The 22479-nt window shown below is 68.5% G+C and carries 21 protein-coding genes; 7 read left to right on the forward strand and 14 right to left on the reverse strand.

The window, feature by feature from the left end:
- Positions 1 to 18: 18 nt before the first annotated feature.
- A complete protein-coding gene (locus ACTWLI_RS07690) occupies positions 19 to 2022 on the forward strand; it encodes a vWA domain-containing protein (protein ID WP_445156038.1) in 2004 nt (667 codons plus the stop codon).
- Positions 2023 to 2064: 42 nt separating this feature from the next.
- Here the strand turns inward: ACTWLI_RS07690 and ACTWLI_RS07695 are convergent, their stop codons facing one another.
- From ACTWLI_RS07695 to ACTWLI_RS07710, 4 genes are read right to left on the reverse strand one after another with little or no spacing between them, the layout of a single operon-like run.
- Positions 2065 to 2685: a TetR/AcrR family transcriptional regulator gene (locus ACTWLI_RS07695; RefSeq protein WP_445156039.1), complete on the reverse strand. Its 621-nt coding sequence runs from the start codon at positions 2683 to 2685 to the stop codon at positions 2065 to 2067.
- 50 nt (positions 2686 to 2735) lie between these two features.
- The gene (locus ACTWLI_RS07700) at positions 2736 to 3836 is read right to left on the reverse strand and encodes an alcohol dehydrogenase catalytic domain-containing protein (RefSeq protein WP_445156040.1); all 1101 of its coding nucleotides are present in this window, start codon (positions 3834 to 3836) and stop codon (positions 2736 to 2738) included.
- A 3-nt stretch (positions 3837 to 3839) separates the two neighbouring features.
- A complete protein-coding gene (locus ACTWLI_RS07705) occupies positions 3840 to 5333 on the reverse strand; it encodes a purine-cytosine permease family protein (protein ID WP_445156144.1) in 1494 nt (497 codons plus the stop codon).
- Positions 5300 to 5548 carry a hypothetical protein gene (locus tag ACTWLI_RS07710; RefSeq protein ID WP_445156210.1) on the reverse strand — a complete coding sequence of 83 codons (249 nt, stop codon included), beginning with the start codon at positions 5546 to 5548 and terminating at the stop codon, positions 5300 to 5302. The genes ACTWLI_RS07705 and ACTWLI_RS07710 overlap by 34 nt, the downstream gene beginning before the upstream one ends.
- 169 nt (positions 5549 to 5717) lie before the next feature.
- Here ACTWLI_RS07710 and ACTWLI_RS07715 point away from each other — a divergent pair, with 169 nt between their 5' ends.
- The 3 genes from ACTWLI_RS07715 to ACTWLI_RS07725 all read left to right on the forward strand — a co-directional run bounded on the left by ACTWLI_RS07715 (position 5718) and on the right by ACTWLI_RS07725 (position 8538).
- Positions 5718 to 6548 carry a nitrilase-related carbon-nitrogen hydrolase gene (locus ACTWLI_RS07715; RefSeq protein WP_445156041.1) on the forward strand — a complete coding sequence of 277 codons (831 nt, stop codon included), beginning with the start codon at positions 5718 to 5720 and terminating at the stop codon, positions 6546 to 6548.
- 56 nt (positions 6549 to 6604) lie between these two features.
- Positions 6605 to 7405, forward strand: a complete 801-nt coding sequence (locus ACTWLI_RS07720; protein ID WP_445156042.1) for a MerR family transcriptional regulator — start codon at positions 6605 to 6607, stop codon at positions 7403 to 7405.
- A gap of 674 nt (positions 7406 to 8079) precedes the next feature.
- Positions 8080 to 8538 carry a DUF3846 domain-containing protein gene (locus ACTWLI_RS07725; RefSeq protein WP_445156043.1) on the forward strand — a complete coding sequence of 153 codons (459 nt, stop codon included), beginning with the start codon at positions 8080 to 8082 and terminating at the stop codon, positions 8536 to 8538.
- Here ACTWLI_RS07725 and ACTWLI_RS07730 read toward each other — a convergent pair.
- The gene (locus ACTWLI_RS07730; protein ID WP_445156044.1) at positions 8454 to 9899 is read right to left on the reverse strand and encodes an MFS transporter; all 1446 of its coding nucleotides are present in this window, start codon (positions 9897 to 9899) and stop codon (positions 8454 to 8456) included. The genes ACTWLI_RS07725 and ACTWLI_RS07730 overlap by 85 nt on opposite strands.
- A 167-nt stretch (positions 9900 to 10066) precedes the next feature.
- Between ACTWLI_RS07730 and ACTWLI_RS07735 the strand changes: the two genes are divergently transcribed.
- The gene (locus ACTWLI_RS07735; RefSeq protein WP_445156045.1) at positions 10067 to 10639 is read left to right on the forward strand and encodes a hypothetical protein; all 573 of its coding nucleotides are present in this window, start codon (positions 10067 to 10069) and stop codon (positions 10637 to 10639) included.
- A gap of 73 nt (positions 10640 to 10712) precedes the next feature.
- On the opposite strand, the gene ACTWLI_RS07740 is transcribed toward ACTWLI_RS07735, so the two are convergent.
- The gene (locus ACTWLI_RS07740) at positions 10713 to 10919 is read right to left on the reverse strand and encodes a DUF2945 domain-containing protein (RefSeq protein WP_445156046.1); all 207 of its coding nucleotides are present in this window, start codon (positions 10917 to 10919) and stop codon (positions 10713 to 10715) included.
- A gap of 127 nt (positions 10920 to 11046) precedes the next feature.
- Between ACTWLI_RS07740 and ACTWLI_RS07745 the strand changes: the two genes are divergently transcribed.
- On the forward strand, positions 11047 to 11394 hold the full coding sequence (locus ACTWLI_RS07745) for a hypothetical protein (RefSeq protein WP_445156047.1): 348 nt from the start codon (positions 11047 to 11049) through the stop codon (positions 11392 to 11394).
- Between the two features lie 39 nt (positions 11395 to 11433).
- On the opposite strand, the gene ACTWLI_RS07750 is transcribed toward ACTWLI_RS07745, so the two are convergent.
- The 6 genes from ACTWLI_RS07750 to ACTWLI_RS07775 form a co-directional block, all read right to left on the reverse strand.
- On the reverse strand, positions 11434 to 12378 hold the full coding sequence (locus ACTWLI_RS07750; protein WP_445156048.1) for a hypothetical protein: 945 nt from the start codon (positions 12376 to 12378) through the stop codon (positions 11434 to 11436).
- Between the two features lie 110 nt (positions 12379 to 12488).
- Positions 12489 to 13301 (reverse strand): alpha/beta fold hydrolase, encoded by an 813-nt coding sequence (locus tag ACTWLI_RS07755; RefSeq protein WP_445156049.1) that lies wholly within the window; start codon positions 13299 to 13301, stop codon positions 12489 to 12491.
- Between the two features lie 78 nt (positions 13302 to 13379).
- Positions 13380 to 14483 carry a cytochrome b/b6 domain-containing protein gene (locus ACTWLI_RS07760; RefSeq protein ID WP_445156050.1) on the reverse strand — a complete coding sequence of 368 codons (1104 nt, stop codon included), beginning with the start codon at positions 14481 to 14483 and terminating at the stop codon, positions 13380 to 13382.
- A gap of 638 nt (positions 14484 to 15121) precedes the next feature.
- On the reverse strand, positions 15122 to 16099 hold the full coding sequence (locus tag ACTWLI_RS07765; RefSeq protein ID WP_445156051.1) for an electron transfer flavoprotein subunit alpha/FixB family protein: 978 nt from the start codon (positions 16097 to 16099) through the stop codon (positions 15122 to 15124).
- 11 nt (positions 16100 to 16110) lie between these two features.
- Positions 16111 to 16887: an electron transfer flavoprotein subunit beta/FixA family protein gene (locus tag ACTWLI_RS07770; protein ID WP_445156052.1), complete on the reverse strand. Its 777-nt coding sequence runs from the start codon at positions 16885 to 16887 to the stop codon at positions 16111 to 16113.
- 108 nt (positions 16888 to 16995) lie between these two features.
- Positions 16996 to 18246 (reverse strand): MFS transporter, encoded by a 1251-nt coding sequence (locus ACTWLI_RS07775; protein ID WP_445156053.1) that lies wholly within the window; start codon positions 18244 to 18246, stop codon positions 16996 to 16998.
- Between the two features lie 173 nt (positions 18247 to 18419).
- Between ACTWLI_RS07775 and ACTWLI_RS07780 the strand changes: the two genes are divergently transcribed.
- A complete protein-coding gene (locus ACTWLI_RS07780) occupies positions 18420 to 19739 on the forward strand; it encodes an MFS transporter (RefSeq protein WP_445156054.1) in 1320 nt (439 codons plus the stop codon).
- A 6-nt stretch (positions 19740 to 19745) separates the two neighbouring features.
- On the opposite strand, the gene ACTWLI_RS07785 is transcribed toward ACTWLI_RS07780, so the two are convergent.
- Positions 19746 to 20318 (reverse strand): MOSC domain-containing protein, encoded by a 573-nt coding sequence (locus ACTWLI_RS07785; RefSeq protein ID WP_445156055.1) that lies wholly within the window; start codon positions 20316 to 20318, stop codon positions 19746 to 19748.
- An 80-nt stretch (positions 20319 to 20398) separates the two neighbouring features.
- The gene (glgX, locus tag ACTWLI_RS07790) at positions 20399 to 22450 is read right to left on the reverse strand and encodes a glycogen debranching protein GlgX (RefSeq protein ID WP_445156056.1); all 2052 of its coding nucleotides are present in this window, start codon (positions 22448 to 22450) and stop codon (positions 20399 to 20401) included.
- Positions 22451 to 22479: the final 29 nt, after the last annotated feature.

The following is a 22479-nucleotide window of genomic DNA, read 5'->3' on the forward strand; positions in this document are numbered from 1 at the left end:
AGGTCTAAGGAGGCCGCCATGAGTGTTCACCACCGGTCCCGCTACAGCCGGTACGCGGGCGGGCCCGATCCGCTCGCGCCGCCGGTGGACCTGACGGAGGCGCTCGACGCCGTCGCCGAGGACGTGATGGCCGGGTACTCGCCGCGGCACGCCCTGCAGGAGTACCTGCGCCGCGGCGGCCGGAACCGGGAAGGCCTCGACGAGCTGGCGGGCCGGGTGCAGCAGCGGCGCAAGGACCTGCTGGGCCGTCACAAGCTGGACGGGACGCTGAATGAGGTCCAGAAGCTGCTGGAGACCGCGGTGCTGGAGGAGCGCAAGCAGCTGGCCCGCGACGTCCGGATGGATGACACGGACCGCGCCTTCCGCGAGATGCAGTTGCAGAACCTGCCCCAGTCCACGGCCGCGGCGGTCAACGAGCTCGCCTCCTACGACTGGCAGTCCAGTACCGCCCGGGAAGCCTACGAGCGGATCAAGGACCTGCTGGGCCGGGAGATCCTGGACCAGCGCTTCGCTGGCATGAAGCAGGCGCTCGAGGGCGCCACCGAGGAGGACCGCGCCGCCGTCGCCGAGATGCTGGGCGACCTCAACGAACTGCTCGACAAGCACCGCCGCGGCGAGGACACGGACGCGGACTTCCGGGATTTCATGGCCAAGCACGGCGAGTTCTTCCCGGAGAACCCGCAGTCGGTCGAGGAGCTGATCGATGCGCTCGCCGAGCGCTCGGCCGCCGCGCAGCGGATGCTGCGCTCCATGTCCGCCGAGCAGCGCGAGGAACTGGTGCAGCTCTCCGCCCAGGCGTTCGGTTCGCCGGAGCTTATGGCACAGCTGGGCCAACTCGATGCGAACCTGCAGGCCCTGCGGCCCGGCGAAGACTGGTCCGGCTCCGAACAGTTCAACGGCGAGGAGGGTCTGGGGCTCGGCGACGGCACCGGCGTATTGCAGGACCTCGCCGAACTGGACGAACTCGCCGAGCAGCTCTCCCAGTCCTACAACGGCTCCCGGCTGGATGACCTGGACCTGGAGGTACTGGCCCGCCAGCTGGGGCAGGATGCGGCCGTCTCGGCGCGGACGCTCGCGGAGATTGAGAAGGCCATGCACGACGGCGGCTTCCTCCAGCGCGGCGCCGACGGGGACCTGAAACTCTCACCGCAGGCCATGCGCCGGCTGGGCCGGTCGCTGCTGCGGGACACCGCCAAGCAGCTCTCCGGCCGGCAGGGGAGCCGGGACACCCGGATGGCCGGCGCCGCGGGGGAGCAGACCGGTTCCAGCCGGCCGTGGGAGTTCGGCGACGCCGAGCCCTGGGACGTCACCCGGACCATCACCAACGCGATCCGCCGCACCATCGCCGACGGCGGCGACCCGCGCCGCGGACTGCGCCTGGCCGTGGACGACATCGAGGTGACCGAGACCGAGGCGCGGACCCAGGCCGCCGTCGCGCTCCTTGTGGATGTCTCCTTCTCGATGGCCGCCGAGGGACGCTGGGTGCCGATGAAACGCACCGCGCTGGCCCTGCACCACCTCGTGTCCACCAAGTTCCGCGGCGACCGGCTGCAGCTGATCACGTTCGGCCGGTACGCGCAGTCCATGGACATCGGCGAGCTCACGGCACTGCCGGCTTTCCGCCAGCAGGGCACCAACCTGCACCACGGGCTGCTGCTGGCCGGCCGGTTCTTCCGCAAGCACCCGTCCATGCAGCCGGTGCTGCTGGTGGTGACCGACGGCGAACCCACCGCCCACCTGCTGGCCGACGGCGACTCGTGGTTCAACTATCCGCCGGACGCCGAGACCATCCGCGTCACCGTCGCCGAGTTGGACCGGCTGGGCCGCGCCGGGGTGCAGGCGACGTTCTTCCGGCTGGGCCGCGATCCCGGGCTGGAACGGTTCATCCAGAAGCTGGCCCGGCGGGTCGATGGCCGGGTGGTGGCGCCGGACACCGGGGATCTGGGCGCCGCCGTCGTCGGCGAATACCTCCGCGCGCACTTCCGCGGCCGGGCGTTCGGCGACGATGACTGGGCCACGTAGGAGGCGCGGGGCGACTGTCGTCGTTTTATGCCACGGCGCTCTTCACCGCCGGGGGGCTTCCGCGATCGCCTCGATCTGTGCCACTGCGGCCCTGATCGCCAAGGTCAGCCCGTCCTGGGTGCGGCGCGTCATCGCCTCCGGGCTGGCCAGGGAGGTCAGGCGCGGAAGCTCCTCGGTGGCTGTCCACAGCGGGTCCGGTGAGGCGGCATCAATGGCGGAGCCGATAACAATGGCATCGAGCATGGCGGCGACGGCCAGTTGCTGCTCCTGTCCGACGCCCGCCTGATCCAGGATCGTGAACAGCGCCTCGTAGATTTGCAGCGTTAAGGAGTCATCCACCGCCGCCCCCACCAGCAAGGGGAGCGCCGCGGGGACCAGCGCGGAAGAGTCGCGGTAGGACCTGACCCACTGCTCCAGCCTGTCCTGCCAAGGCAACAGTGGATCGGTGAGCCCAGACAAATCGATCTTCTCGTACAGGGCGCGGCGCATTAGCTTGATGATCTCGGCCCGCCCGCCCGTCACGTGGTGATAGAGCGACGACGGGTTCACTCCAAGCTCGGCCGCGATTCCCGGAATGGTGAAGTCATGCCCCTTGTCCACCAATTTCAGCGCCGTTTCGGCAATGATCTGGGGAGAAAGAATGTTCTTCTTGGGGCGGGCCATAGCTGATTATCGCATCAGGGCAGGAGCGAGCCCTGCCGCGGTATTTGAACTCAAAAGGTGATCACACTCCGGCCGCGGGCACCGGAACGCATGAGCTGGAACGCGTCGTTGACGTCGTCGAGCTCGAAGCGCTTCGTGATCAGTTCGTCCAGGGGAAGCTTGCCGTTGAGGTAGAGCCCGGCGAGCAGGGGAAAGTCGCGGGCCGGGACGGTGGAGCCGTAGTTTGAGCCCAGCAGGCGCTTGCCTCCCTCTGCCATTTCCAGGGCATCGATATGAACCGGAGAGTCTTCCGGGGGCAGGCCGACTATGACTGCCGTGCCGCCGCTGGTCAGGCAAGCCGGCATCTGCGCTATGGACTGGGGGCGGCCAATCGCCTCGAAGGCATAGTCGGCTCCGGTGCCAGTGAGCGCTCGTATCTGCTGCGGAAGGTCGTCTCCGGAAATGACTGTGTGGGTCGCTCCGAGGCGCTTCGCCAACTCCAGTGATTCGGGGTGTATGTCTGCGGCAATGATGGGGTTGGCGCCGGCCAAGGCCAAACCCATGATGATGCACAGCCCCACTCCTCCTGCTCCGATGACGACGGCTGATCGGCCGGGTATTACCTGAGCGTCGTTAACGACGGCGCCCACGCCGGTGGCCACGGAGCAGCCGATCAAAGCAGCAACCTCAAAAGGCACAAGATCCGGGATCTTGATCGCTGCTTGTTCGGGGACGGTTGCGTATTCACTCATTGAGCCCACGGCCAGGTAGGGGAACGCCGGTGCGCCGTCCATTTCCATGGCCGAACTGCCGTCAGGGAGCAGACATTCCCCGGCACGCGAGCCCGTGCACACCCACGGCTTGCCCTGAATACAGTTGCTGCACGCCTGGCATGGGTAGAACCAAGTCATGACGACCCGGTCGCCGACTGCGAGAGTCTCAACCCCATCGCCGACTAATTCGACCGTGCCGGCCCCTTCATGGCCGAGGACCGTGGGGCTGGGAAGTGTCCAATCGCCGTCGAGTACGTGCCGGTCTGAGCCGCAAACCCCGGATGCCCCCATCCTTACGAGAACCTGGCCTGGGCCGGGATCGCGAACCGTGACCTTCATGATTTCAAGGCCTTCGGCTCCTTGGCCGGTATGGACGGCAGCACGGGCTACTACGGGCATGGGTTAGGGCTCCTTGGAGAGGGCGGTTGCGTTGGGGACCGTGGGGCGGTTCCGGTAGAAGACCCTCATCAGCACTAGATAGGTTGCCGCCGACAGTATGGCTGCCGGCAATGAGGCGGTAACCACGTTGAAGATGGGCTGGGCTTCGAGCGTGATCGGGTTGTAGAGCCACAGGTAGAACAGTGCACCGACTGCTACGGCGCCAAGACCGGCCCAGTTCACGCCTCCTGCGTAGGAGTACAGCGTGCCGCGCTGCCCGAGGTGGAGCTGGCGCAGGTCCATGTGCTGGTGCCGCAGGAAGAAGTAGTCGGCCAGCGCCGTCCCGCAGATGGAGGTCAGGAAGGCGCCGGAAACAGACACGAAGACCATGAACTGCTCGTACATGAATTGCGGAAAGAAGGTCATGACAGCTGGAAGAACGAAGAATGCTGCGGTCAGGGCCTTCCAAGAGATCCGCGAGAGAAGCTGGCCGGAGGATTGGCGGATAGCCAGGATTGTGGAGTAGACGATTGACGACATCGAGGTGATGTTCGCGAAGGCGATGAAGATCAGCACGGCGACGCCTAGCGCCGGACCCCCGAAGGGCACCATCCAGACGGTGGGGTCGGAATCGCCCAGGGTAAGTGCAGAGGCGAGCCCAACAATCTGGGCGATGAGGGTGGCAATGAACAGTCCGCCATAGGCAGGCCAGACGGCGGCTTTTCGGCTGGAGGTCATCCGGGCCAGGGACCCCATGATGGGGTACCAGGACACGCCGACACCGACGTTGAACTCGACGGCGACCATGAAGTTCAACGTGCTGTCATCGAATGGAGCCAGCGGCGCGGCGCTGAAGAGCTCTCCCACGGAGGTATTGGCCACGAGGAAAACCATCATCACTACCGTGATGACTGCGAGGCCGGGCGCGATGACCTTGTTGAATTTTCCGAGCGTCACCGGGCCACGCGAGAGGATGAACCAGGCAAGGAGGATGGAAAGGAGGCCGCCGACAGTGACAGCGGGACCATACTGGCTCAGCGCTGCGCCTGTGGCCGTGGCGATGACCTGACTGCTTGCCCTGCCCGCCATGACGGCCAGAAGTGATGACCAGCCCATTTCCGTGATCACTATGACCGTGAAGACCAGGACGGCCACGCCCACCACGCCAAAGGCGCCGCGGAGCATGGTGTACTGCTCGGACCCGTAGCGCTGTGAGGCGACGGTGGAGGCCAGGACCATGAAGCACAGCCCGATGGCGTTGCCGATGATCATGGCTGCTATGCCATCTTGGAAGCCGACCAGCAAGGCGGTCGAGCCGCCTACGATGAAGGCCCATGTGGCAATAGCGAGGGCAGTGTTCACCCAGGTGTAGTCCCAGCCGGACCATAGGCGTTCGTGCTTGAGGAGCGGGAAGGTCCCGAAAGCGGCTTCGTTCTCTAGCTCCGTCGAAAGCTCCGAGCCCGGTGCACTGCTCGTAGGGGCCGTCACAGGATCACCAACAGGAGTCCGACGACGCATGCTGCGACCGAGACCAGCACGTAGCCGGTCAACTCCGATGCCGACATGGGTTTGCGTGAGTCGTCCTGCCACTCTTGGGTCTCTATTGCCACGATGCGACGCTCGATCTCCCCTGCTACGGCAGGGGACAATCCCATTTCAGCCAGGTGCGCCGTGAAATCAGGCGTCCGCTCCGGCGGGACGACCCCGATGCTCGTGGAACGTGATGTGCTCATGTCCGTGCCTTTCCTGCAAAGTTCGTGGGAGGGGTGGAACAGGCCGGAACTCCCGGACCGACGAATAACCAAATGCGATTTGGTTTCAAAGTATGCTGCCGGTCACACTGGGTGTCAACAAGTGCAAAGGTTTAATTCGTGGGCGGCACGAAGCCGATTAGGAGGCGCGTTGAGTAAGCCAATTCGGGTAGGTGTTGTCCAGGGCCGTGCTGTGCCGGGCAGCGTCGACGAAAATATCGCGACCTTGCGACGTCTCATTGAGGAAGCAGCGGAACAGGGAGCAAGGGTGGTGGTTACGCCCGAGTTGTTCGCTACCGGATACACGCCAGCCACTGCCTGGCAGTGGGACGGGGCGGAGATCCGTGGACGCCTCGGAGTCCTGGCCCGCGAGATCGGCGTGGCAGTCGTGGGGTCCACGATTGACAGTCCTGGCGGTGCGGCAGGCGAAGACGTCGAGGGCCGGACGATTCGACACATCGCGGCCTCGTTCTTCAGCCCGCAGGGGGAGGAGGTGGTCCGCGTGCACAAGCGGCACCTCTTTGGTGCGGAGGAGAAGGCTTTCATCACCCCGGGAAGGGACTACGCGCCCCCGTTTGAGTGGGAAGGGTGGCGCTGGGGGATGGGGATCTGTTACGACGTCGAGTTCCCCGAGTTTGCGCGGTCTCAGGCCGTGGCCGGTGCGCAAGTACTGCTGGTTCCCACCGCAGTGCCGGAACTTGAGTACCGGATGCCCGGTAGATCCGGAGCCTGGGGTTATTCCGCGACGTCGACATCCACCCTGCAGGTTCCGGCTCGGGCGCTTGAAAACGGTGTCTTCATCGCCTACTCCAACCACTGCGGCGCGGGTTTCACCGGACACAGCTGTCTTGCGACGCCCTTCGGCCGCAACGCTGCGCTCCTGCCGGAAGGTGACTCCGTGGCCGTCGTGGACGTCGATTCGGCAGCTCTTGAAAGCGCCCGGGAACTGAACGTTTACCTCAAGGATCTTCCTGACCGCTAGGGCAGCCCGGCCGCGATATTTGACTCTGACACTGTGGAAGGCGGGAGAACTGAGTCATGTTATCCATTGGAGCGTTCGCGCAGATCGGCCAGGTCACCCACCGCATGCTGCGGCACTGGGACACCTCCGGGCTGCTCGTTCCCGCGCACGTGGATGAGTTCAGCGGTTACCGCTCCTATGATCCCGCCCAGCTGGAACGGCTGCACCGGATCGTCGCGCTCCGCCAGCTCGGGTTCGGCCTGGCGGACGTTGCCGCCATGCTTGAGGCCGGGGTTGATGCGGAGCGGATGGCCCGGCTGCTGCAGATCCGGCGCGCCGAGGTGGCGGAGGAACAGCGACTGGCCGTGGCACGGCTCATCGACGTCGAGCGGAGGCTCCACCTGATTGAGAAGGAAAAGCACATGACCCAAATCGAAATCATCGAAAAGTCCCTCCCCGCCGTCCGCCTCGCGGCCCGCACCGCCGCCGTCGCCGAACAACCCGAGGTGGCCGGCGTCGTCGGGCCGCTGTTCGACGGCGTGGCCGGGGTGCTCCGCGCCGCCGGCGGATCCCTCGAGACCCCCATCGCCCAGTACGAAGCGGGCGAAGAGGGGATGCGCATCACCGCCGGGTACGCCGCCACGGGGAACATCCCCGACGGGGTCGAGGCGGTGGAGCTTCCCCACGTCCCTACCGCGATCTGCGGCGTCCATCTGGGTCCGATGGACCGCATCGGCGAGAGCTGGCAGGCCGTCCACGCCGAGATCATCGCCCGCGGCTTCACTCCGTCCGGGCCGTGCCGCGAGGTGTACCTGCGGGCCGAGTCGGAGGACCAGGCGGACTGGGTGACCGAGCTGCAGCAGCCCGTCACGCGCTAGCCGGGGTTTGCCGGCACATTCCAGTGATGCAGCTCGAAGAGCGCACATTCTTGCCCAAAAGCGCGGGCTGCCAATCGCCGGAATTTCTGGCAGCGTTTTCTAAAAGCGTTTGCGAGTAGCCCTAGGGTAAACAAAGCCGCATTACTTCTGGATTTTTATGGCCTGGATGCCGAACGGATGCCGCCCGGAATCCTGTCACTTCGTGCTAGGTGAAGCGTGAATGGGCGATCGGCGCCACGACGCTCTGAGCCGCCCGGGTGCTGGGCGGGAGTCCCCCGGAGAGCATTCGCTGCCGGGAAGCTCACCGCCGGATCTATGCTTTTCCGAAAACTGGCATAAAAAATATAAACGTGTATGGTCGTTGGTACACGCAAGCACAGAAAGGTGTGATTCCGTTGTCCGGAAAATTGCTTAAGAGTGGCAGTGCCAAAAAAGCAGGAAAGACGATTCTCGAAAAGAGAGCGGAAAAAAGAGCCAAAAGCGAAAATAGCGAAATTCACTTCGTGAAGCCGCGCAAGAATCAGCGCTGATAGGCCGCGGGCGGCGGGGCGCGAAACTCTTAGCCCGCTCGGCCGCCTGCACCCCTTCTGCCGCGACGCAGACCCCCTCGCGGAACACCGCCGGGCCCGAGGTGCCTCGCATTTCCTGTAAGCCCAAAGACAAGAAACAGAACCATGAACACCACCTACGACGCCCTGATCGTCCCTGCCCAACTCACCCAGCCCGTGCGAATAGAAACGATGGACGTCGATGTCGATGTCCTGCAGGACCTGGTGGGAGGGAACGTGGAGTCCCTCGCAGGCGCGGACTGGCACGTCTACCTGAACGACGAGGGCGGGCGGCTGCCGCAGAACCCTCGGGCAGAGGTGCTCATCCGCGAAGCAGGCGCCGACCTTGATGGCACTTTCAACGGGACGGGCGTCTTCCTGGGCCACGATCCCAGCGGTGAGGAATCAAGCGCCCCCGCTCACCTCATCCGGCTCGCCGAGCAGCTCTTCGCTGCCACGCTTCAGGCCGCGCTGCCCAGCAAGTCCGGCACGCGCGGCCCTCAGCCCGAGGGCGCGGCGCCGGTCTCCGCCGTCGCGGTCGCCCCTGCTCCCGCCTGGGCGTACGACGCCGAGACCCGTCGGTAGACCGGGGTCAGGAAGGCCAGCGCCGCCGCGGCGACCATGATCAGCCCGGCGACCAGGAACACCAGGGCGATGCCGCGGGAGGTGCCCTCGCCGAGCAGCGGCGCCAGGAGGGCGGCGCCGTCGGCGGACCGCGCGTACGGGATGATCCACACCTGGGCGACCGGGGCGATGAGGAACGAGGTGACCGGCGCCGCCGCGGACTCGAACGCCATCGCGAACCCGAACACCCGGCCCTGCCGTTCCAGCGGGACCACCCGTTGGATCACCGTCTGTTCGGCGGCTTCCACGAACGGCACCAGCACCAGATACAGCCAGATCCCGGCGACGTACAGCCACGCCCACTCCCGCAGCGTGAACACGGCGCCAAGGACCCCCATCAAGATCACGGCGTAGAGCATGGTCCGCAGGGGGTTGGTGCCGAGCCCGAACCTGTTGATCAGCGCCCCGCCGACGATGAAGCCGGTGGCGCCGACCGCGAAGTACGTGCCCCACAGCTCCACCGGGAACATCTCCAGCCCGTACGGGTCCATCAGCGCCATGTAGACACCGCCGATGAAGTTGTTGAACGTGGAGAACACGATCAGCGCGAACAACCCGGAGATGGCCCGGACCGCCGCGAGCGAGCCGCGCAGGTCGAAGCCGCCCTGCGCGTCGCTGCCGGCCGCCTGCGCCTCTTCGGGCATGCGCAGGGTGAGCAGGTGCGTGAACGCCAGCGCGGTGAGGATGAGGGCGACGGCGATCGACCCGCCCATGCCGATCAGCCCCACCGACAGGCCGGAGAGCACCGAGGTGACGATGAACATCAGCCCCTGCACCATGCCCACCAGCCCGTTGGCGTTGGCCCGGCGCTCCGGCTCGATCAGGATGGTGACCGTCGTCGAGAGCGCGATGTTGCGCATGTTCTCCACGACGGCGCCGATCAGGATGATCAGGGTGAAGACCCAGAACCACGGCTGGGTCAGGTCCAGCAGCCGGCCGCCCGGGACCAGCAGGAACAGGGCACCGGCGAGGACGAACATCACCAGGGTGAAGGCGGCCGCGAAGCGCATCACCGCCAGCTTGCGGTACCGGTCCACGTAGGTGCCGAAGCTGATGCTGGAGAGCGCAATGAGCAGCATGTACGCCCCGCCGACGACGCCGGTGGCGATCACGTTGCGCGTCTCCAGATACACCCAGAACGTCAGGGCAAACCAAAGGTAGCTGGTGGTGATGTTGGCCAGGCCCGTATTCACCAGGATGCCGGTGAAGGTGCGGGACCGCTGCGCCGGGCTGCGCTGGAACGGGGCGGGGGCAGTGTCCCCGGGACCGGCGACGCCGTCGGCCACGGCCGTCCGCGGCGGGACCGGTTCATGCTCGGTCATGCGTTCCAGTGTAGTGAGAACCGGCCCGCGCGGACACGGTTTTCTTGGGGGGCGTCCTTGGCGGGACGACGCGCGGGACCCCGGGCGTCGAGGTAGGCTCGCTTCTGGCCCGGGACGGGTCACCTCTTCAAAGCTAGGCAGGACATTCCTTGGATTTACTGGGCGGCATGAGCCTCGACAACCTCCGACTCCTTCCCTGGGTTGCGGCCGCCGTGTTTGCGCTCGCGGCCGGACTCTGGCGCCCGCGCAAGCTGCACAGCACCGCGGTTGGTGCCGTCCTGCTCTTCGCCGCCCTCAACGCGGCTACCGGGATCTACGTCCTGAACCATTTCGGCGATCCGCGCTGGTCCGGCGGGGGAGCGCAGCGCCTGAGCGCCCCCTCCCTGGCCGGCACGCCCGTCGTCGGCCAGTTTCTGCAACCGCTGGATGCGGCCCTGAACGGCGTGGTTGGCGGGGTGAACGACTTCCTGGCCTTCAAGGAGGCACTTCCCGTCGCGCTGGACTTCCTGGGAGCCTCCGGCTGGGCGCTGCTGCTGGCCTTCCCGCTGGCGGTCCTCGCCGCCATCATCAACTACGTTGCGGCGAAGCGCCGGGCGGCGTCCTTCGCAAAGTACCGGGCCACGGTGGACCAGCTTCAGGTCGAGCTTGACGAGGTCAAGCGACAGCTGTCGCTACTGGGCTCTGCGCACGCTGGGTCCGGGGTCGAGGCCCCGGCGGGGCGCACCGGCCTCGCGCCGTAGGTCCAACCCGGCGTCGTAGGGCGAGCCCGGCGACGTCGGTTGCAGGCGTCCAGCCTCAGGCCGGCCCCGGGAATTACTTCTTCTCGGTCAGGGCCGAGGCCTTGTGCGCCGCCCTGGCGCCGGTCTTGTCCGATTCGACGATGTACTGCGGTTCATCCTGGCTGGCCCGGTGGGTTTTGCCGTCCAGCTCGAAGTCGCTGACCTTCTTCTCCACGATCTTGCCGTGGGTGGGCCCCTGCGGCGTGTTCCACTCGACGGACATTCCCTTGCTCAACGACATTGGTGCTCCTCGGGTCGGCGGTTCCCGCGACTGGCGGGTCATCGGAGCTCCATCCTAGGTGCGCTGGGTGCGGAAGGGCCCTCCCACGGGTCCCCAGCCCGGGACCGGGCGTGCCAGACTTTCAGCCATGGAGCCCATGGACTGTCTGGTCATCTATGTCCCCACCGGCGCGGCGCAGGCCCTCCGCCAGGCCATCGGCGACGCCGGCGCAGGCCGGCTGGGCAACTATTCGCACTGCTCCTTCAGCGCCGAAGGGACGGGTCGCTTCACGCCGCTGCCGGGCGCTAACCCGGCCATCGGCGCCGTCGGTACCCCCGAGGAAGTCCCGGAAACCCGCATCGAGGCTATCTACCCGCGGTCCCGGCGGAGCGCCGTCGTCAACGCCGCCGTGGCCGCCCACCCTTATGAGACGCCCGCCTTTATGACCTTCCCCGTCGACGTCGGTCTGCCAGACGGAATGGCACCCGCGGACTAGCCGCTGCCCGCTGCCCGCAAGGCCCTCCTAACTGTCGGGTCACTCCCCGGACACGGCCGGACGACGCCGGGCTAGTAGGGATCGGGCTCCCAGGCCCGCCGCGGCAATGGCCAAGGCCACCAGAACAGTGGGCAACGCTCCGCCGGCTGGTCCGAGGGTGGCCGCCAGAATCTGCCTACTCATCAACAGCATCTCCTGGAGATCCCCGGCTGTTACCCTCGTTCCCAGGACGTAATTGACGGAGATGAACAGAGCGGGAACCACCCACAACAGGGCCAGGTCCGCAAGCCACACCACTGCGCGCGGCCAACTACGAAGGCCGCACCACGCTAAGGCGCAGCCGACCAGGATGGCGGGGATCCAGCGGGCCGCTGACGGCACCATGGCCGGAATGTTGGTGGGCCCCACGAAGCCAACAACCCACTCCACCAGCCAAGACCCGAACGGCACGGCCATGAGTCCGACGCCCAAGGCCATCAGCGCCCGCGACGTCGACGAGAGCAGCAGGAGCGCGACGAGGGCCGCGGCGAGGGACGTTACCGCACCGGCAAGCAGCCCGGCGAAGTAGAGACGGGCCATCGCACCGTCCCCCAGCCCGTCGTCGAGTACTGTGAAGGACTGCGCCGTCGCCGTGAGCTGGACGACAAGGACCCCGGCTGCCGCACACCAGACCGCCAACCGCCGCCGGGCGGGGGACCAGAGTCGCACCGCAAGCCCTGCTGCCGCGCCGCCCACGGTGAGGAGGGCCACGATGGTAGTCAGTTCATACTGGCTGACCGGCAGAAGGGACACAGGCATCTGGTCCGGGCCCGTCTCGGCGGCCCACAGGTTCTGCAGGGGCAGTTGCGCCCCGGTGATCAACCACGGGCCCAGCCCGACAATCCCGGCCAGGATGCCGAGCAGCACACCCCGTATTGCGTCCCGCGCGGGGGCATGGGCTTGACGGTCATCGGGGGCGGTCGTTTCCGTCGCTTGCTGGCCCACGGAGGCTCCTTGGTGTGAGAGTCGGGGGAACCGACGCCAGTGGCGCCAGCCCACGCGGATACTATACCGAATGGATTAACTGCCCGGGTCGGACGCGCAGGTCCGCCGCATTAGGCCGCGGCGTGCTCCCGCACGCGCGCCAGCCAGTCGACGACCAGGGCCCGCACGAGGGCGGGATGCTCATGCAGCAGGGCATGGCCGGCACGGTCCAGGACCGCGAGGGTGCAGCGCGGGTACTGCCCGGCCAGGTCCGCCGGCCCCGCGTACCCCGAGGTGGAATCCTGCCGCCCGGCCAGCACCAGGACCGGCCGGGCGTAGACCGCGCCGGGTCCCGGCAGGCCGCGCAGCTCCCAGCGCGAAAAGATCCGCGCCAGCCCGGCCTCGTCCACGAGCGGGGCGGCCGGGGCCACCGTCTCCCGGAACCGGTCCAGGGTCTCCGCCGTCTGCACCACGAAATAGCCCCGGTAGGACGCCTCAAGCTCCGGGCCGAGGTCCGGGGAGAGGCCGGGCGAGGACACCAGCACCTCGTGTTCAGGCACCCGGCCGGTGCTGGCGCCGACCGGGCAGACCAGCGCCAGGCCGATCACCTGCTCCGGCCGGTGCTCGGCAATGGCCCCGGCCAGGTACCCGCCGTAGGAGTGGCCGATGACCAGCAGCGGCCCCGGACCGGCCACGGCGTCGATGAAGTCGAGCAGGACGTCCAGCACGTCGTCGTTGCCGGCCAGGCTGGCAGGCGCCGGGGTGCGGCCCATCCCGGGCAGGTCCGGGTACAGGCGCCGGAAGCCAGGCGCGGCGGCGAAGACCGGTTCCAGGGCGCCCGCGACCTCCCGGTGGTCCACCCCGACGCCGTGCAGGGCGAGGACCGGCGTCCCGCTGCCGGACTCGACGTAGTGCACCGGCACTCCGCGGACAGTCGCTTCCATCCCGCCAGTGTAGAACCGGTGTCCCCGCCGCGTCCCGGCCTCCGGTGGGCCGCCTCGCCGTCGTCGACGGCCCGCGGACTAGCGGCTGCTCACCTTGCCGAACAGCCTGGCCAGCGGCGCCAGCACGATGGGCCGGGCGGCGAACCACGCGCCCGCGGTGACGGCGATGGCGGCGGCGAACAGCCAGAACCCCACCCAGTTCACCTGGTCGGAGCCGGCGAACATGTGGTTCAGGTTCCGCAGCGCGCCGGTGGCGAAGACCAGGAACACGTGGATGAGGATGAAGACCACGAAGAACAGCATCGTCGGGAAGTGCAGCGCCCGCGCCGCCTCCACCGGGTAGATCCGGTTCAGCTTTGCCGCGTTCTTCGGCCAGAACTCGCTCATCCGCGCGCCGGTGAGCGCCGCCACCGGCGCCGCGATGAACACCACGATGAAGTACATGAGCTGCTGCAGGCTGTTGTAGTTGACCCACCCGTTTTCCACCGGCCAGTCGAGCGTCATGTACTGCAGGAGCGCGGATGCCGCGTTGGGGAAGACTTCCCAGCTGGTCGGGACGATCCGCATCCAGTGACCGGAGGCGAACAGCAGCACCGCGAACAGCAGGCCATTGGCCAGCCAGATGACGTCGAGTGACTGGTGCAGCCAGAGGGTGATGCTGATCTTCTTGCCGCCGCGCTTCGGGGCCCAGTACGCCGGCGGTTTCTGCTGCGTGCGCACCTGGTAGCCGGAGCGGATGATCAGCGCCATTAGGAAGAAGTTCAGGAAGTGCGACCACTGCGCCCACCACGGGAAACCGGGTTCGGCGGCATCGGGCAGGTGGTATTCGCCGGGGTAGCGCTCGAGGAACGCCGGCACACCGGGGAGTGTGGTCACCCCGCGCGCCGCGAGCACCAGGATTCCGGCGACGACGACGGCGCCGACGGCGAGGAGCGCGACGCGCCGGATCCACTGGACGAGGGTCCGGGATCCGTAGAGCTTCGCCTCGGGCTTCGGGGCAGCGGGCTTCTCGGGCTTGGTGGTTGGGGCCGCAGGTGCCGACGCTGCGGCGACTGCGGGCTCCGTGACTTTGGCTGCCTGGGCGGGCTCGACGGCGGCAGGTTCGGGCGCGGGTTCGACGGCGGCGGGCTTCGAGGGAGCCGGTGCCGGCACGGGTTCGGCGGCGCTCGCCGGCTCGATCACGGGCTGCGCCGCGGCGACGGGTTCTGGCGTTTTCTGCGCAGCCGGTGCGACAACCGGGGGTTGCGTCGGAACATCGGAGCGTAGGGGAGCAAGCCCCGCCGGCGGCCACGGTTCGCCGCTGGGCACGCGGGGGAGGCCGCGGCGAAGCAGGGTGCTGCCCGCAGCCGTCGACGGTGGCGGGGTTTGGGCAGCCGGTGCAACGGCCGGTTCGATGGGCGCCGACGCCGCAACTTCAGCTGCCGGTTCAACGGCAGACGGAGCCTCGGCGGACTCCCCGGCCTGCGAAGGCGCAGCGTCCGGAGCCGGAGGTTCTGCCGGAGCCGTTGCCGGCACCGCGCCTGCCGGTGGCCACGGCTCGCCGCCCGGCACGCGCGGCAGGCCGCGGCGAAGCTGCCGGACGCCCGCCAAAGGAGCCGGAGTTCCGGCCGATGGAGCGTCCGCCGGAACGTTTTCCGCCGTAACCGGCACATCGGGCGCCGCTGCGGGCTCCGCCGTCGGCACCGCCGTCGTCGCACCGACACCGGGAGCAGCGGCAGCGGAAACCAGGCGGGCTGGCGCGTCGCCGGCGGGCGGCCAGGGCTCGCCGCCCGGCACGCGAGGCAGGCCCCGCCGGAGGGACCGGGACTGGGTTGCCATGGCTACTTCTTCCGCGCCTCGAGGGCGCTGATCAGCTGGGGGACCACCTTGAAGACGTCGCCCACCACGCCGAAGTCGGCGATCTCGAAGATCGGTGCTTCCGCGTCCCTGTTGATGGCGACGATGGTCTTGGCGGTCTGCATGCCGGCCCGGTGCTGGATCGCCCCGGAAATGCCGAGCGCGACGTACAGCTGCGAGGACACGGACACCCCGGTCTGGCCCACCTGGTGCGCCGACGGAATGTAGCCGGCATCCACCGCGGCACGCGAGGCGCCGATGGCGGCGCCGAGGGTGTCGGCCAGCTGCTCGACCAGGGCGAACTGTTCCTTCGACCCGAGGCCGCGGCCTCCGGCGACGACCTTCGCGGCCCCGCGCAGCTCGGGCCGCGAGCTGGCGGCAACCGACTCCTCGAACGAATCGATCCGCGCCGCGGGCTTCCCGGACGGCGTGATGGCCAGGGACTCCGACGCCGGCGGCTGCGCCTCGGCCCGCGCCTCGATGGAACCCTGCCGGATGGTGATGACCGGCGGCCCGAACGTGGCCGTGGCGGTGACGTTGTAGGCGCCGCCGTAGACGGAATGGTGCGCCACGACGCCCTCCTCGTCCCGGGACACGCCGACCGCGTCGACGCAGACCGCGGCCCGCGTCCGGGCGGCATAGCGGCCGGCGAGGTCGCGGCCGTTGAGTGAGTGGGAGACCAGGATCGCGTCCGGCTGCACCTGCCCGGCGGCGGCGGCGAGCGCGTCAACGCCGGGCACGCCGAGCGCCGCCGGGTCCGGCGTCTCGGCGATCAGCACCCGCACGGCCCCCAGTTCCGCGGCCGCAGCGGCGGCGTCACCCGCGCCGGGGGCGGCGAGCAGCAGGGCAACCGGGGTGCCGACGGCGGCGGCAGCGCCGAAAAGCCCGGGGGCGGCCTTCTCCAGACCGGATGCGTCGGCTTCGACAACCACCAGGATGGCGTCACGAGGATAGTCAGTCACGGCGGTGCTCCCTAGGCCAGTCGGTTTTCGATGAGGAAAGCGGCGAGCTTCTCGCCGGCGTCGCCGTCGTCGACGAGCTTCACGCCCGCCGCGCGCGGCGGCTTTTCCGCCACGGACAGCATGATGGACCGGGCGGCGTCCGGGTCCTCGGCGGCGACGCCAAGGTCCGCGAGCGTGAGGACCTCCAGGGGCTTCTTCTTCGCCGCCATGATGCCCTTGAAGTTCGGGAAGCGGGGCCCGGGCAGGGCTTCGGTGATGGAGATGACCGCGGGCAGCGGCGCGGAGACCTGCTGCACGCCGGCGTCGACCGGGCGGGTGCCGGAGACCGCGCCGTCGCTGATCTCCACGGCGGTCAGGCCGGTGGCGTGCGGCACTTCCAGCAGTTCCGCGAGCATCGCCGGGATCATGCCTCCGGAGCCGTCGGTGGAGAGGTTGCCGGTGATGACCAGGTCGAAGCCGCCGCGGCGGATTGCGGCCGCGAGGGTTTCCGCGGTCAGTCCCAGGTCCGCGCCGCGGAGCGCCTCGTCGCAGATGTGCGTGGCGCTGCCCGCCCCCATGGCCAGGGCCTTGCGGATGGTCGCCGTCGCCCCCTCGGGCGCCAGCGACAGGACGGCGACGTCGGTTCCCTCGTGCGCGTCCGCGTAGCTCAGGGCCAGCTCAAGGGCCCGTTCACCGATCTCATCGATGACCTTCTCGCTGGCGTCGCGGTCGGCGAGGCCGGTTTCGAGGTTCAGTTTCCGGTCCCCGTAGGTGTCCGGGACTTCCTTGACTAGGACGACAATCTTCATTGATGGCTCTTCCTGTGGCGGGCACGCCCCGGTGGAGGCGCGCCGAATCTTCCACGAGTCTACGAAAGTGTGGACCGCTTGGCGGCCAGGGCGCGCATGGGGAGCCGCCTAGGAGCCAGCCTCGGCCCCGGCGATGGCCTTATCCGTGAGGATCGGCATCAGGCCCAGCAGCGCCAAAGTCAGCGCTCCCATGATGCCGAACATGGCCTGCAGGCCCAGCAACTGGGCCAACAGGCCGCCGGCCGCAGCCCCCAGGGGCATGGTGCCCCACGCCAGCAGGCGGTAGGCGCTGTTGACCCGGCCCAGCAGGCGGTTCGGGGTAATACGCTGGCGCAGGGACACGGTGATGACATTCCAGAGCACGATCAGCATGCCGCCCACAAAGAGGATGGGCCCCAGCACGTACGGGTTGTCGGTCATAGCCGGCGCGCCGACCAGGAGCGCACCGCCGAGGATCGTGAGGGCAAGGGACTTCGACCGGCCCAGCCTGGCCTCGACCCGTTCTGCGATAAACGACCCGACAAAGGCGCCAAGGGCCGAAGCGGTCAAGAGCAGGCCGAATCCCACCTCGGAAAGGTGCATGGCCGACGTCGGGCCCACGGCAAACAGCACCATGACGGCGAACGCCGCGCTGGAGGCGAAGTTGAATACCCCGGTCATCACGGCCAGAGTGCGTAGGGTCTTTTGGTGCCAGAGGAACCGCAGGCCCTCGGCGACGTCGAACCGCAGCGTGGTCTTCTGCTCCCGTTCTACGCGAAACGTCCCCCGCACCAGCAGCAGGCCGCCGGCAGCCGCCAGCCACAGCGCCGCCGGAACGGTGAAGCCCGCGATGACCCCGGCCGCCACCAGCAACCCGCCCAACGGCGGACCGACGAACTGGTTGGCGGTGAGCTCGACGGCGTAGAGCCTGCCGTTGGCGCGCGACAGCTGGTCCCGGTGCACCACCTGCGGCAGGATCGACTGCGCGGAGGTGTCGTAGAGCGTTTCGGCCACGCCCACGGCCAGTGCGACGACGTACAGGATCCAGATGGAGCCCAGATCCAGCACGACGGCGGCGACCAGCAGCGCAGGCAGCACGCCGCGGCCGAGGTTGGCCCAGAACATCAGCTTGCGCCGGTCCAGCCGGTCCGCCAGCGCCCCGGCAGTGAGGGCGAAGAGAAGCCAGGGCAGCGTCGCCGCGACGCTCAGCCCGGCCACCAGAGTTGGCGACTGCGTGAACTGGATGGCCAGCAGCGGCAGCGCGATCTTGAAGACGCCGTCCGCCAGGTTGGACAGCCCGGACGCGGACCACAGCTTCCAGTAGGACGCCCCCAGTGGCGCTGTTGTCCCCGACTCCGCCTGCGCGGCCTGACTCTGCATAGCTGAACCCTGCCGTATCGATGGGGAAAAAACCAACAACCCGCCGAGCGGTCGGGCCAGGATCCGGCCTGCCATGGCGGTGACGGGTTGCTCCTGCCCCCGTTCCCCGGGACGCTAAGCTCGGCGGACAAGACGATTGGGGCGACGTGGGACCATCTGCAGACGAATCCGGGGTGACTCAGCTGAAGCTGCGCCGGTTTCCGCCGTTCATGAGGTTCTGGCTGGCGTCGACCGTCTCCGATTTCGGTACCTACATCACGTCCGTGGCCTTGTCGGTGCTGATTCTGGTCACCATGGACGGCACCCCGGTGGACCAGGGCCTCGTCAACGCCGCCAGATGGGCGCCGTACCTGCTCTTCGGCCTGGTCGCGGGCGTGTGGATCGACCGGTTCCCGCGCGGGACGGTCCTGGTGGGCGGAGACGTCGGCCGTGGCGTCATCCTGGCCGGTCTCTGCGCCATGGCGGTGACGGAAGTGATCTCGGTTCCCGCCGTCGTCGTCCTGATGTTCGTGTTCGGAACGCTCGCGCTGACCAGCGATGCCGCCCATCAGAGCTTCCTCCCCCAGCTCGTGCCCCGGCCATTGCTGACCAAGGCAAACGCCCGCCTGCAACAAAGCGACACCGTGGCACAGACGGCCGGCGGTGCAGCGGCGGGCGGGCTGGTGGCCCTGGTGAGCGCCCCCTTCGCCCTCCTTTTCGATGCAGCCTCCTACTTTCTCTCGGCGGCAGTCCTTCTCACGCTGGACCGGCCGGCAGTTCAGCGGCAGGGGCAACGCAAACAACGGCTCCGCCACAAGGTCGCAGGGGGTTTGCGGTGGGTCTACGGACGCTCCCGGCTGACCCCGCTGGCGTGGAGCACCCACACCTGGTTCATCGGTTCCGCAATCCTGGGCACCGCGATGCCCATTCTGATCCTGAAGGACCTCGGCCTGGGCGCCCTGGGTCTGGGCCTGGTGATGGGCTGTGCCGGCGTCGGGGCCGTCATCGGCACAACATTGTCCATCCGGGTGGGGCGGCGCTGGGGCACCGGAGCCGCGATGGTCGCTTCACGTCTGGCCCAGCCGCTGGCGATCGCGCTCGTGGCGCTGGCGCCGGCCGCCGCCGGCACGCCCCAACCCGGGGAGTCGTACGGGTCCCCCGGGGATTGGCCGGGCGGGCTGTGGGCGGCGTTTGTCCTGGCCGGCGCCGGGCAGTTGCTGTTCGGCTTGTTGATGGGCGTTGAGGGGCCACTGGAAATGGGCTACTGCCAGGCGGTCACCCCCGACCGGCTCCTCGCCCGGATGAGCGCGACGATGCGCTCCGTCAACCGCGGAATGATTGTCGTCGGGGCGCCGTTGGGAGGCGTCATCGCAGCAGCCGCGGGCACCGCCGCCGCGTTGTGGGCGTCCGCCGCGTTCCTGCTGCTGGCCTCGCTCCTGCTTCTCTTCTCGGAATTCAGGTACGCACGGACCGAGGACCACCTGCTGTCCGACGAGGAAGCGGTCCTTCCCTAGCCCTGCCTAGGGAAGCCGCGAGGGGCGAAGCACGCTCGCCTCGCCCGCACGGCCCGGGTCCAGCGGCACCGGGCTGACCAGCACGGCCGGCCCGCGGTGCAGGACGCCGTCGGAGAGCACCTGACAGCGCACCCCGCCGCGCCCCCGCATGGCCTTGTGTGCGCCGGGGGCGAGCATCGCATCCATCCACGCGCACGGGTGGGCGGGGCGGCCGGCCTTGAACTGCACCGTGGCCCCGGCCGACTTGAGTGCGAAGTCATGGCCAAGCAGCGGCGCCAGGTGCGCCCCGCGCAGCACCACGTTGCGGCGGGTCAGCAGCGGATCGAAGGCCGCCGATCCCAGCTCGGCGGCAATCGCCTCGAGGGCCTCGACGGCGAAGACCGTGACGGCGGCGTTCATGTGCGCGGCCTTGCCGAAGAACCGGTCGCCGACGATGCCCTTGCCGGCTACGAGTGTCGCCGCCTCGGCGTCGGTGGTCGGAACGTCAGCGGCGCCTTCGCGGGCGCGGCCGAAGTAGGCGTGCGCGGGCGAGACGAGCAGGTGGAGGATCTCGACGTCGTACCGGTAGCTGGCGGTCATGCCACCAAACTACCGCCCCGGATGCCGGGGCACGACGTCGCCGCCGCGCCCCGGAAGGCCCGTCAGGCCCGTCAGACCCGTCAGGCCCGGGAGCGGAGCACGGTGACGGAGCGGTCCCGGACGATCAGCGTCTCCACCGGAGCGGTGACCTGCTGGTCCGGGTCGGTGGACAGGGCGAGTTCCCAGTCCTGCTGCGGGGCGGCCGGGACGGTGAACTCCACCCCGTTTTCGGCGGCGTTGAACAGCACCGCGAAGGCGTCGGCGCCGTCGTGCTCAAGGACGAACGCGATGGCACGGTGGTCCGCCGCCCAGTCCTCCTCGGCGAACCCCTCAGCGTCCGCCCGCAGGACCCGGACCGAGTCCGAACTGCCGGCGTCCGGGGCGTGGCGGAACCAGTCCGGGCGCAGCGCCGGGTTCTCGCGCCGGAGGGCGATCAGGTCCTTGGTGAAGTCCAACAGGCCGCCGTCGACCTTGTTCCAGTCGAACCAGGAGATTTCATCGTCCTGGCAGTAGGCGTTGTTGTTGCCGCCCTGGCTGCGGCCCAGCTCGTCGCCGCCGAGGATCATGGGCACGCCGGCGGACAGCAGCAGGGTCGTCAGGAAGTTCCTGCGCTGGCGGCCGCGGAGATCGTTGACGCCGGGATCATCGGTGGGGCCCTCGACGCCGTGGTTGGCCGAGCGGTTGTCGCTTTCGCCGTCGTTGTTGTCCTCGCCGTTGGCCTCGTTGTGCTTCTCGTCGTAGGCCGTCAGGTCCGCCAGGGTGAAACCGTCATGGGCGGTGATGAAGTTGACGCTGGAGACCGGGGCGCGGCGGGTGCCCTCGTAGACGTCCGGGCTGCCGAGGAAACGCTGTGCGAAGTCGCCCAGGACGTTCCCGCCGCCGTGCCAGAAGTCGCGGGCGTCGTCGCGGAACTTGCCGTTCCACTCGGACCAGTCGGCCGGGAAGCCGCCCACCTGGTAGCCGGCGGTGTCCCAGGGCTCCGCGATCATCTTGACCGGCGCCAGGACCGGGTCCTGCTGGATGAGGGTGAGGAAGGCGCTGTGCAGCTCGGCGTCGCCGTCCTGCCGCGTCAGCGTGGTGGCCAGGTCGAAGCGGAAGCCATCAACGTGCATCTCCGTGACCCAGTACCGCAGCGAATCCATGATCAGCCCCAGGGCCGCTGGGTGGCCGACGTTCAGGCTGTTGCCCGTGCCGGTGGTGTCGAAGTAGGCCGATTCCTCGCCCTCCAACAGCCGGTAGTAGGAGGCGTTGTCGATGCCCTTGAAGGACAGGGTGGGGCCCAGGTGGTTGCCCTCGGCCGTGTGGTTGTAGACGACGTCGAGGATGACCTCAAGGCCCGCGGCGTGCAGCGCCTTGACCATCGCCTTGAACTCTGCGACCTGGCCGCCGCCGTCGCCTGCGGAGCTGTAGTCACCGTGCGGGGCGAAGAAGCCGATGCTGTTGTAGCCCCAGTAGTTGCGCAGGCCCTTCTCCTCCAGGTGGCTGTCCTGGACGAACTGGTGCACGGGAAGGAGTTCGACGGCGGTCACGCCAAGGTCCGTGAGGTGCTTGATGGCGGCGGGGTGCGCCAGGCCGGCGTAGGTGCCCCGGATCTCCCCGGGGACATCCGGGTGCTGCTGGGTGAAGCCCTTGACGTGGACCTCGTAGACGACGGTTTCCGCCAGCGGTGTGCGCGGCGCGACGTCGGGGGAGCCGGCGTCCCAGTCGAAGGACGGGTCCGTGACCACGCAGCGGGGCGTCGAGGGGGCCGAATCCGTGGCGTCGAACGTGGCGGGGTCGTTGAGGTCGTGGGAGAAGACCGCCTGGCCCCAGTCGTAGCCGCCCTCCACCGCGGTGGCATGCGGGTCCAGCAGCAGCTTGTTCACGTTGTGTCGGAGCCCGGAGTCGGGGTCCCAGGCGCCGTCGACGCGGATCCCGTAGCGGGTGCCGACCTCGACGCCGGGCACCACGCCGTGGAAGACGTGCCCGGTGCGCTCCGGGAGGGATGTGCGGGTCTCATTGCCCTCGCCGTCGAATACGCAGAATTCCACCGCGTCGGCGGTCTCCGAATAGATGGCGACGTTGGCGCCGCCGTCGCGCAGCGTGACGCCCAGCGGGTACGGAAGGGAACGCGTGGCAGGAGCCGGAGTCATGCGATGCTCGTTTCTCTACAAAAAGGTCG

The sequence above is a fragment of the Arthrobacter sp. Hor0625 genome, assembly GCF_052567525.1.

Excerpts from the sequence above, each read along its gene's own strand:
- ACTWLI_RS07720 (WP_445156042.1), top strand. The coding sequence starts at position 6,605 with ATGTTATCCATTGGAGCGTTCGCGCAGATCGGCCAGGTCACCCACCGC.
- ACTWLI_RS07745 (WP_445156047.1), top strand. The coding sequence starts at position 11,047 with ATGGAGCCCATGGACTGTCTGGTCATCTATGTCCCCACCGGCGCGGCG.
- ACTWLI_RS07730 (WP_445156044.1), bottom strand. The coding sequence starts at position 9,899 with ATGACCGAGCATGAACCGGTCCCGCCGCGGACGGCCGTGGCCGACGGC.
- ACTWLI_RS07700 (WP_445156040.1), bottom strand. The coding sequence starts at position 3,836 with ATGCCCGTAGTAGCCCGTGCTGCCGTCCATACCGGCCAAGGAGCCGAA.
- ACTWLI_RS07770 (WP_445156052.1), bottom strand. The coding sequence starts at position 16,887 with ATGAAGATTGTCGTCCTAGTCAAGGAAGTCCCGGACACCTACGGGGAC.
- ACTWLI_RS07755 (WP_445156049.1), bottom strand. The coding sequence starts at position 13,301 with ATGGAAGCGACTGTCCGCGGAGTGCCGGTGCACTACGTCGAGTCCGGC.
- ACTWLI_RS07785 (WP_445156055.1), bottom strand. The coding sequence starts at position 20,318 with ATGACCGCCAGCTACCGGTACGACGTCGAGATCCTCCACCTGCTCGTC.
- ACTWLI_RS07735 (WP_445156045.1), top strand. The coding sequence starts at position 10,067 with ATGAGCCTCGACAACCTCCGACTCCTTCCCTGGGTTGCGGCCGCCGTG.
- ACTWLI_RS07725 (WP_445156043.1), top strand. The coding sequence starts at position 8,080 with ATGAACACCACCTACGACGCCCTGATCGTCCCTGCCCAACTCACCCAG.
- ACTWLI_RS07705 (WP_445156144.1), bottom strand. The coding sequence starts at position 5,333 with ATGCGTCGTCGGACTCCTGTTGGTGATCCTGTGACGGCCCCTACGAGC.
- ACTWLI_RS07695 (WP_445156039.1), bottom strand. The coding sequence starts at position 2,685 with ATGGCCCGCCCCAAGAAGAACATTCTTTCTCCCCAGATCATTGCCGAA.
- ACTWLI_RS07710 (WP_445156210.1), bottom strand. The coding sequence starts at position 5,548 with ATGAGCACATCACGTTCCACGAGCATCGGGGTCGTCCCGCCGGAGCGG.
- ACTWLI_RS07690 (WP_445156038.1), top strand. The coding sequence starts at position 19 with ATGAGTGTTCACCACCGGTCCCGCTACAGCCGGTACGCGGGCGGGCCC.
- ACTWLI_RS07775 (WP_445156053.1), bottom strand. The coding sequence starts at position 18,246 with ATGCAGAGTCAGGCCGCGCAGGCGGAGTCGGGGACAACAGCGCCACTG.
- glgX (WP_445156056.1), bottom strand. The coding sequence starts at position 22,450 with ATGACTCCGGCTCCTGCCACGCGTTCCCTTCCGTACCCGCTGGGCGTC.
- ACTWLI_RS07740 (WP_445156046.1), bottom strand. The coding sequence starts at position 10,919 with ATGTCGTTGAGCAAGGGAATGTCCGTCGAGTGGAACACGCCGCAGGGG.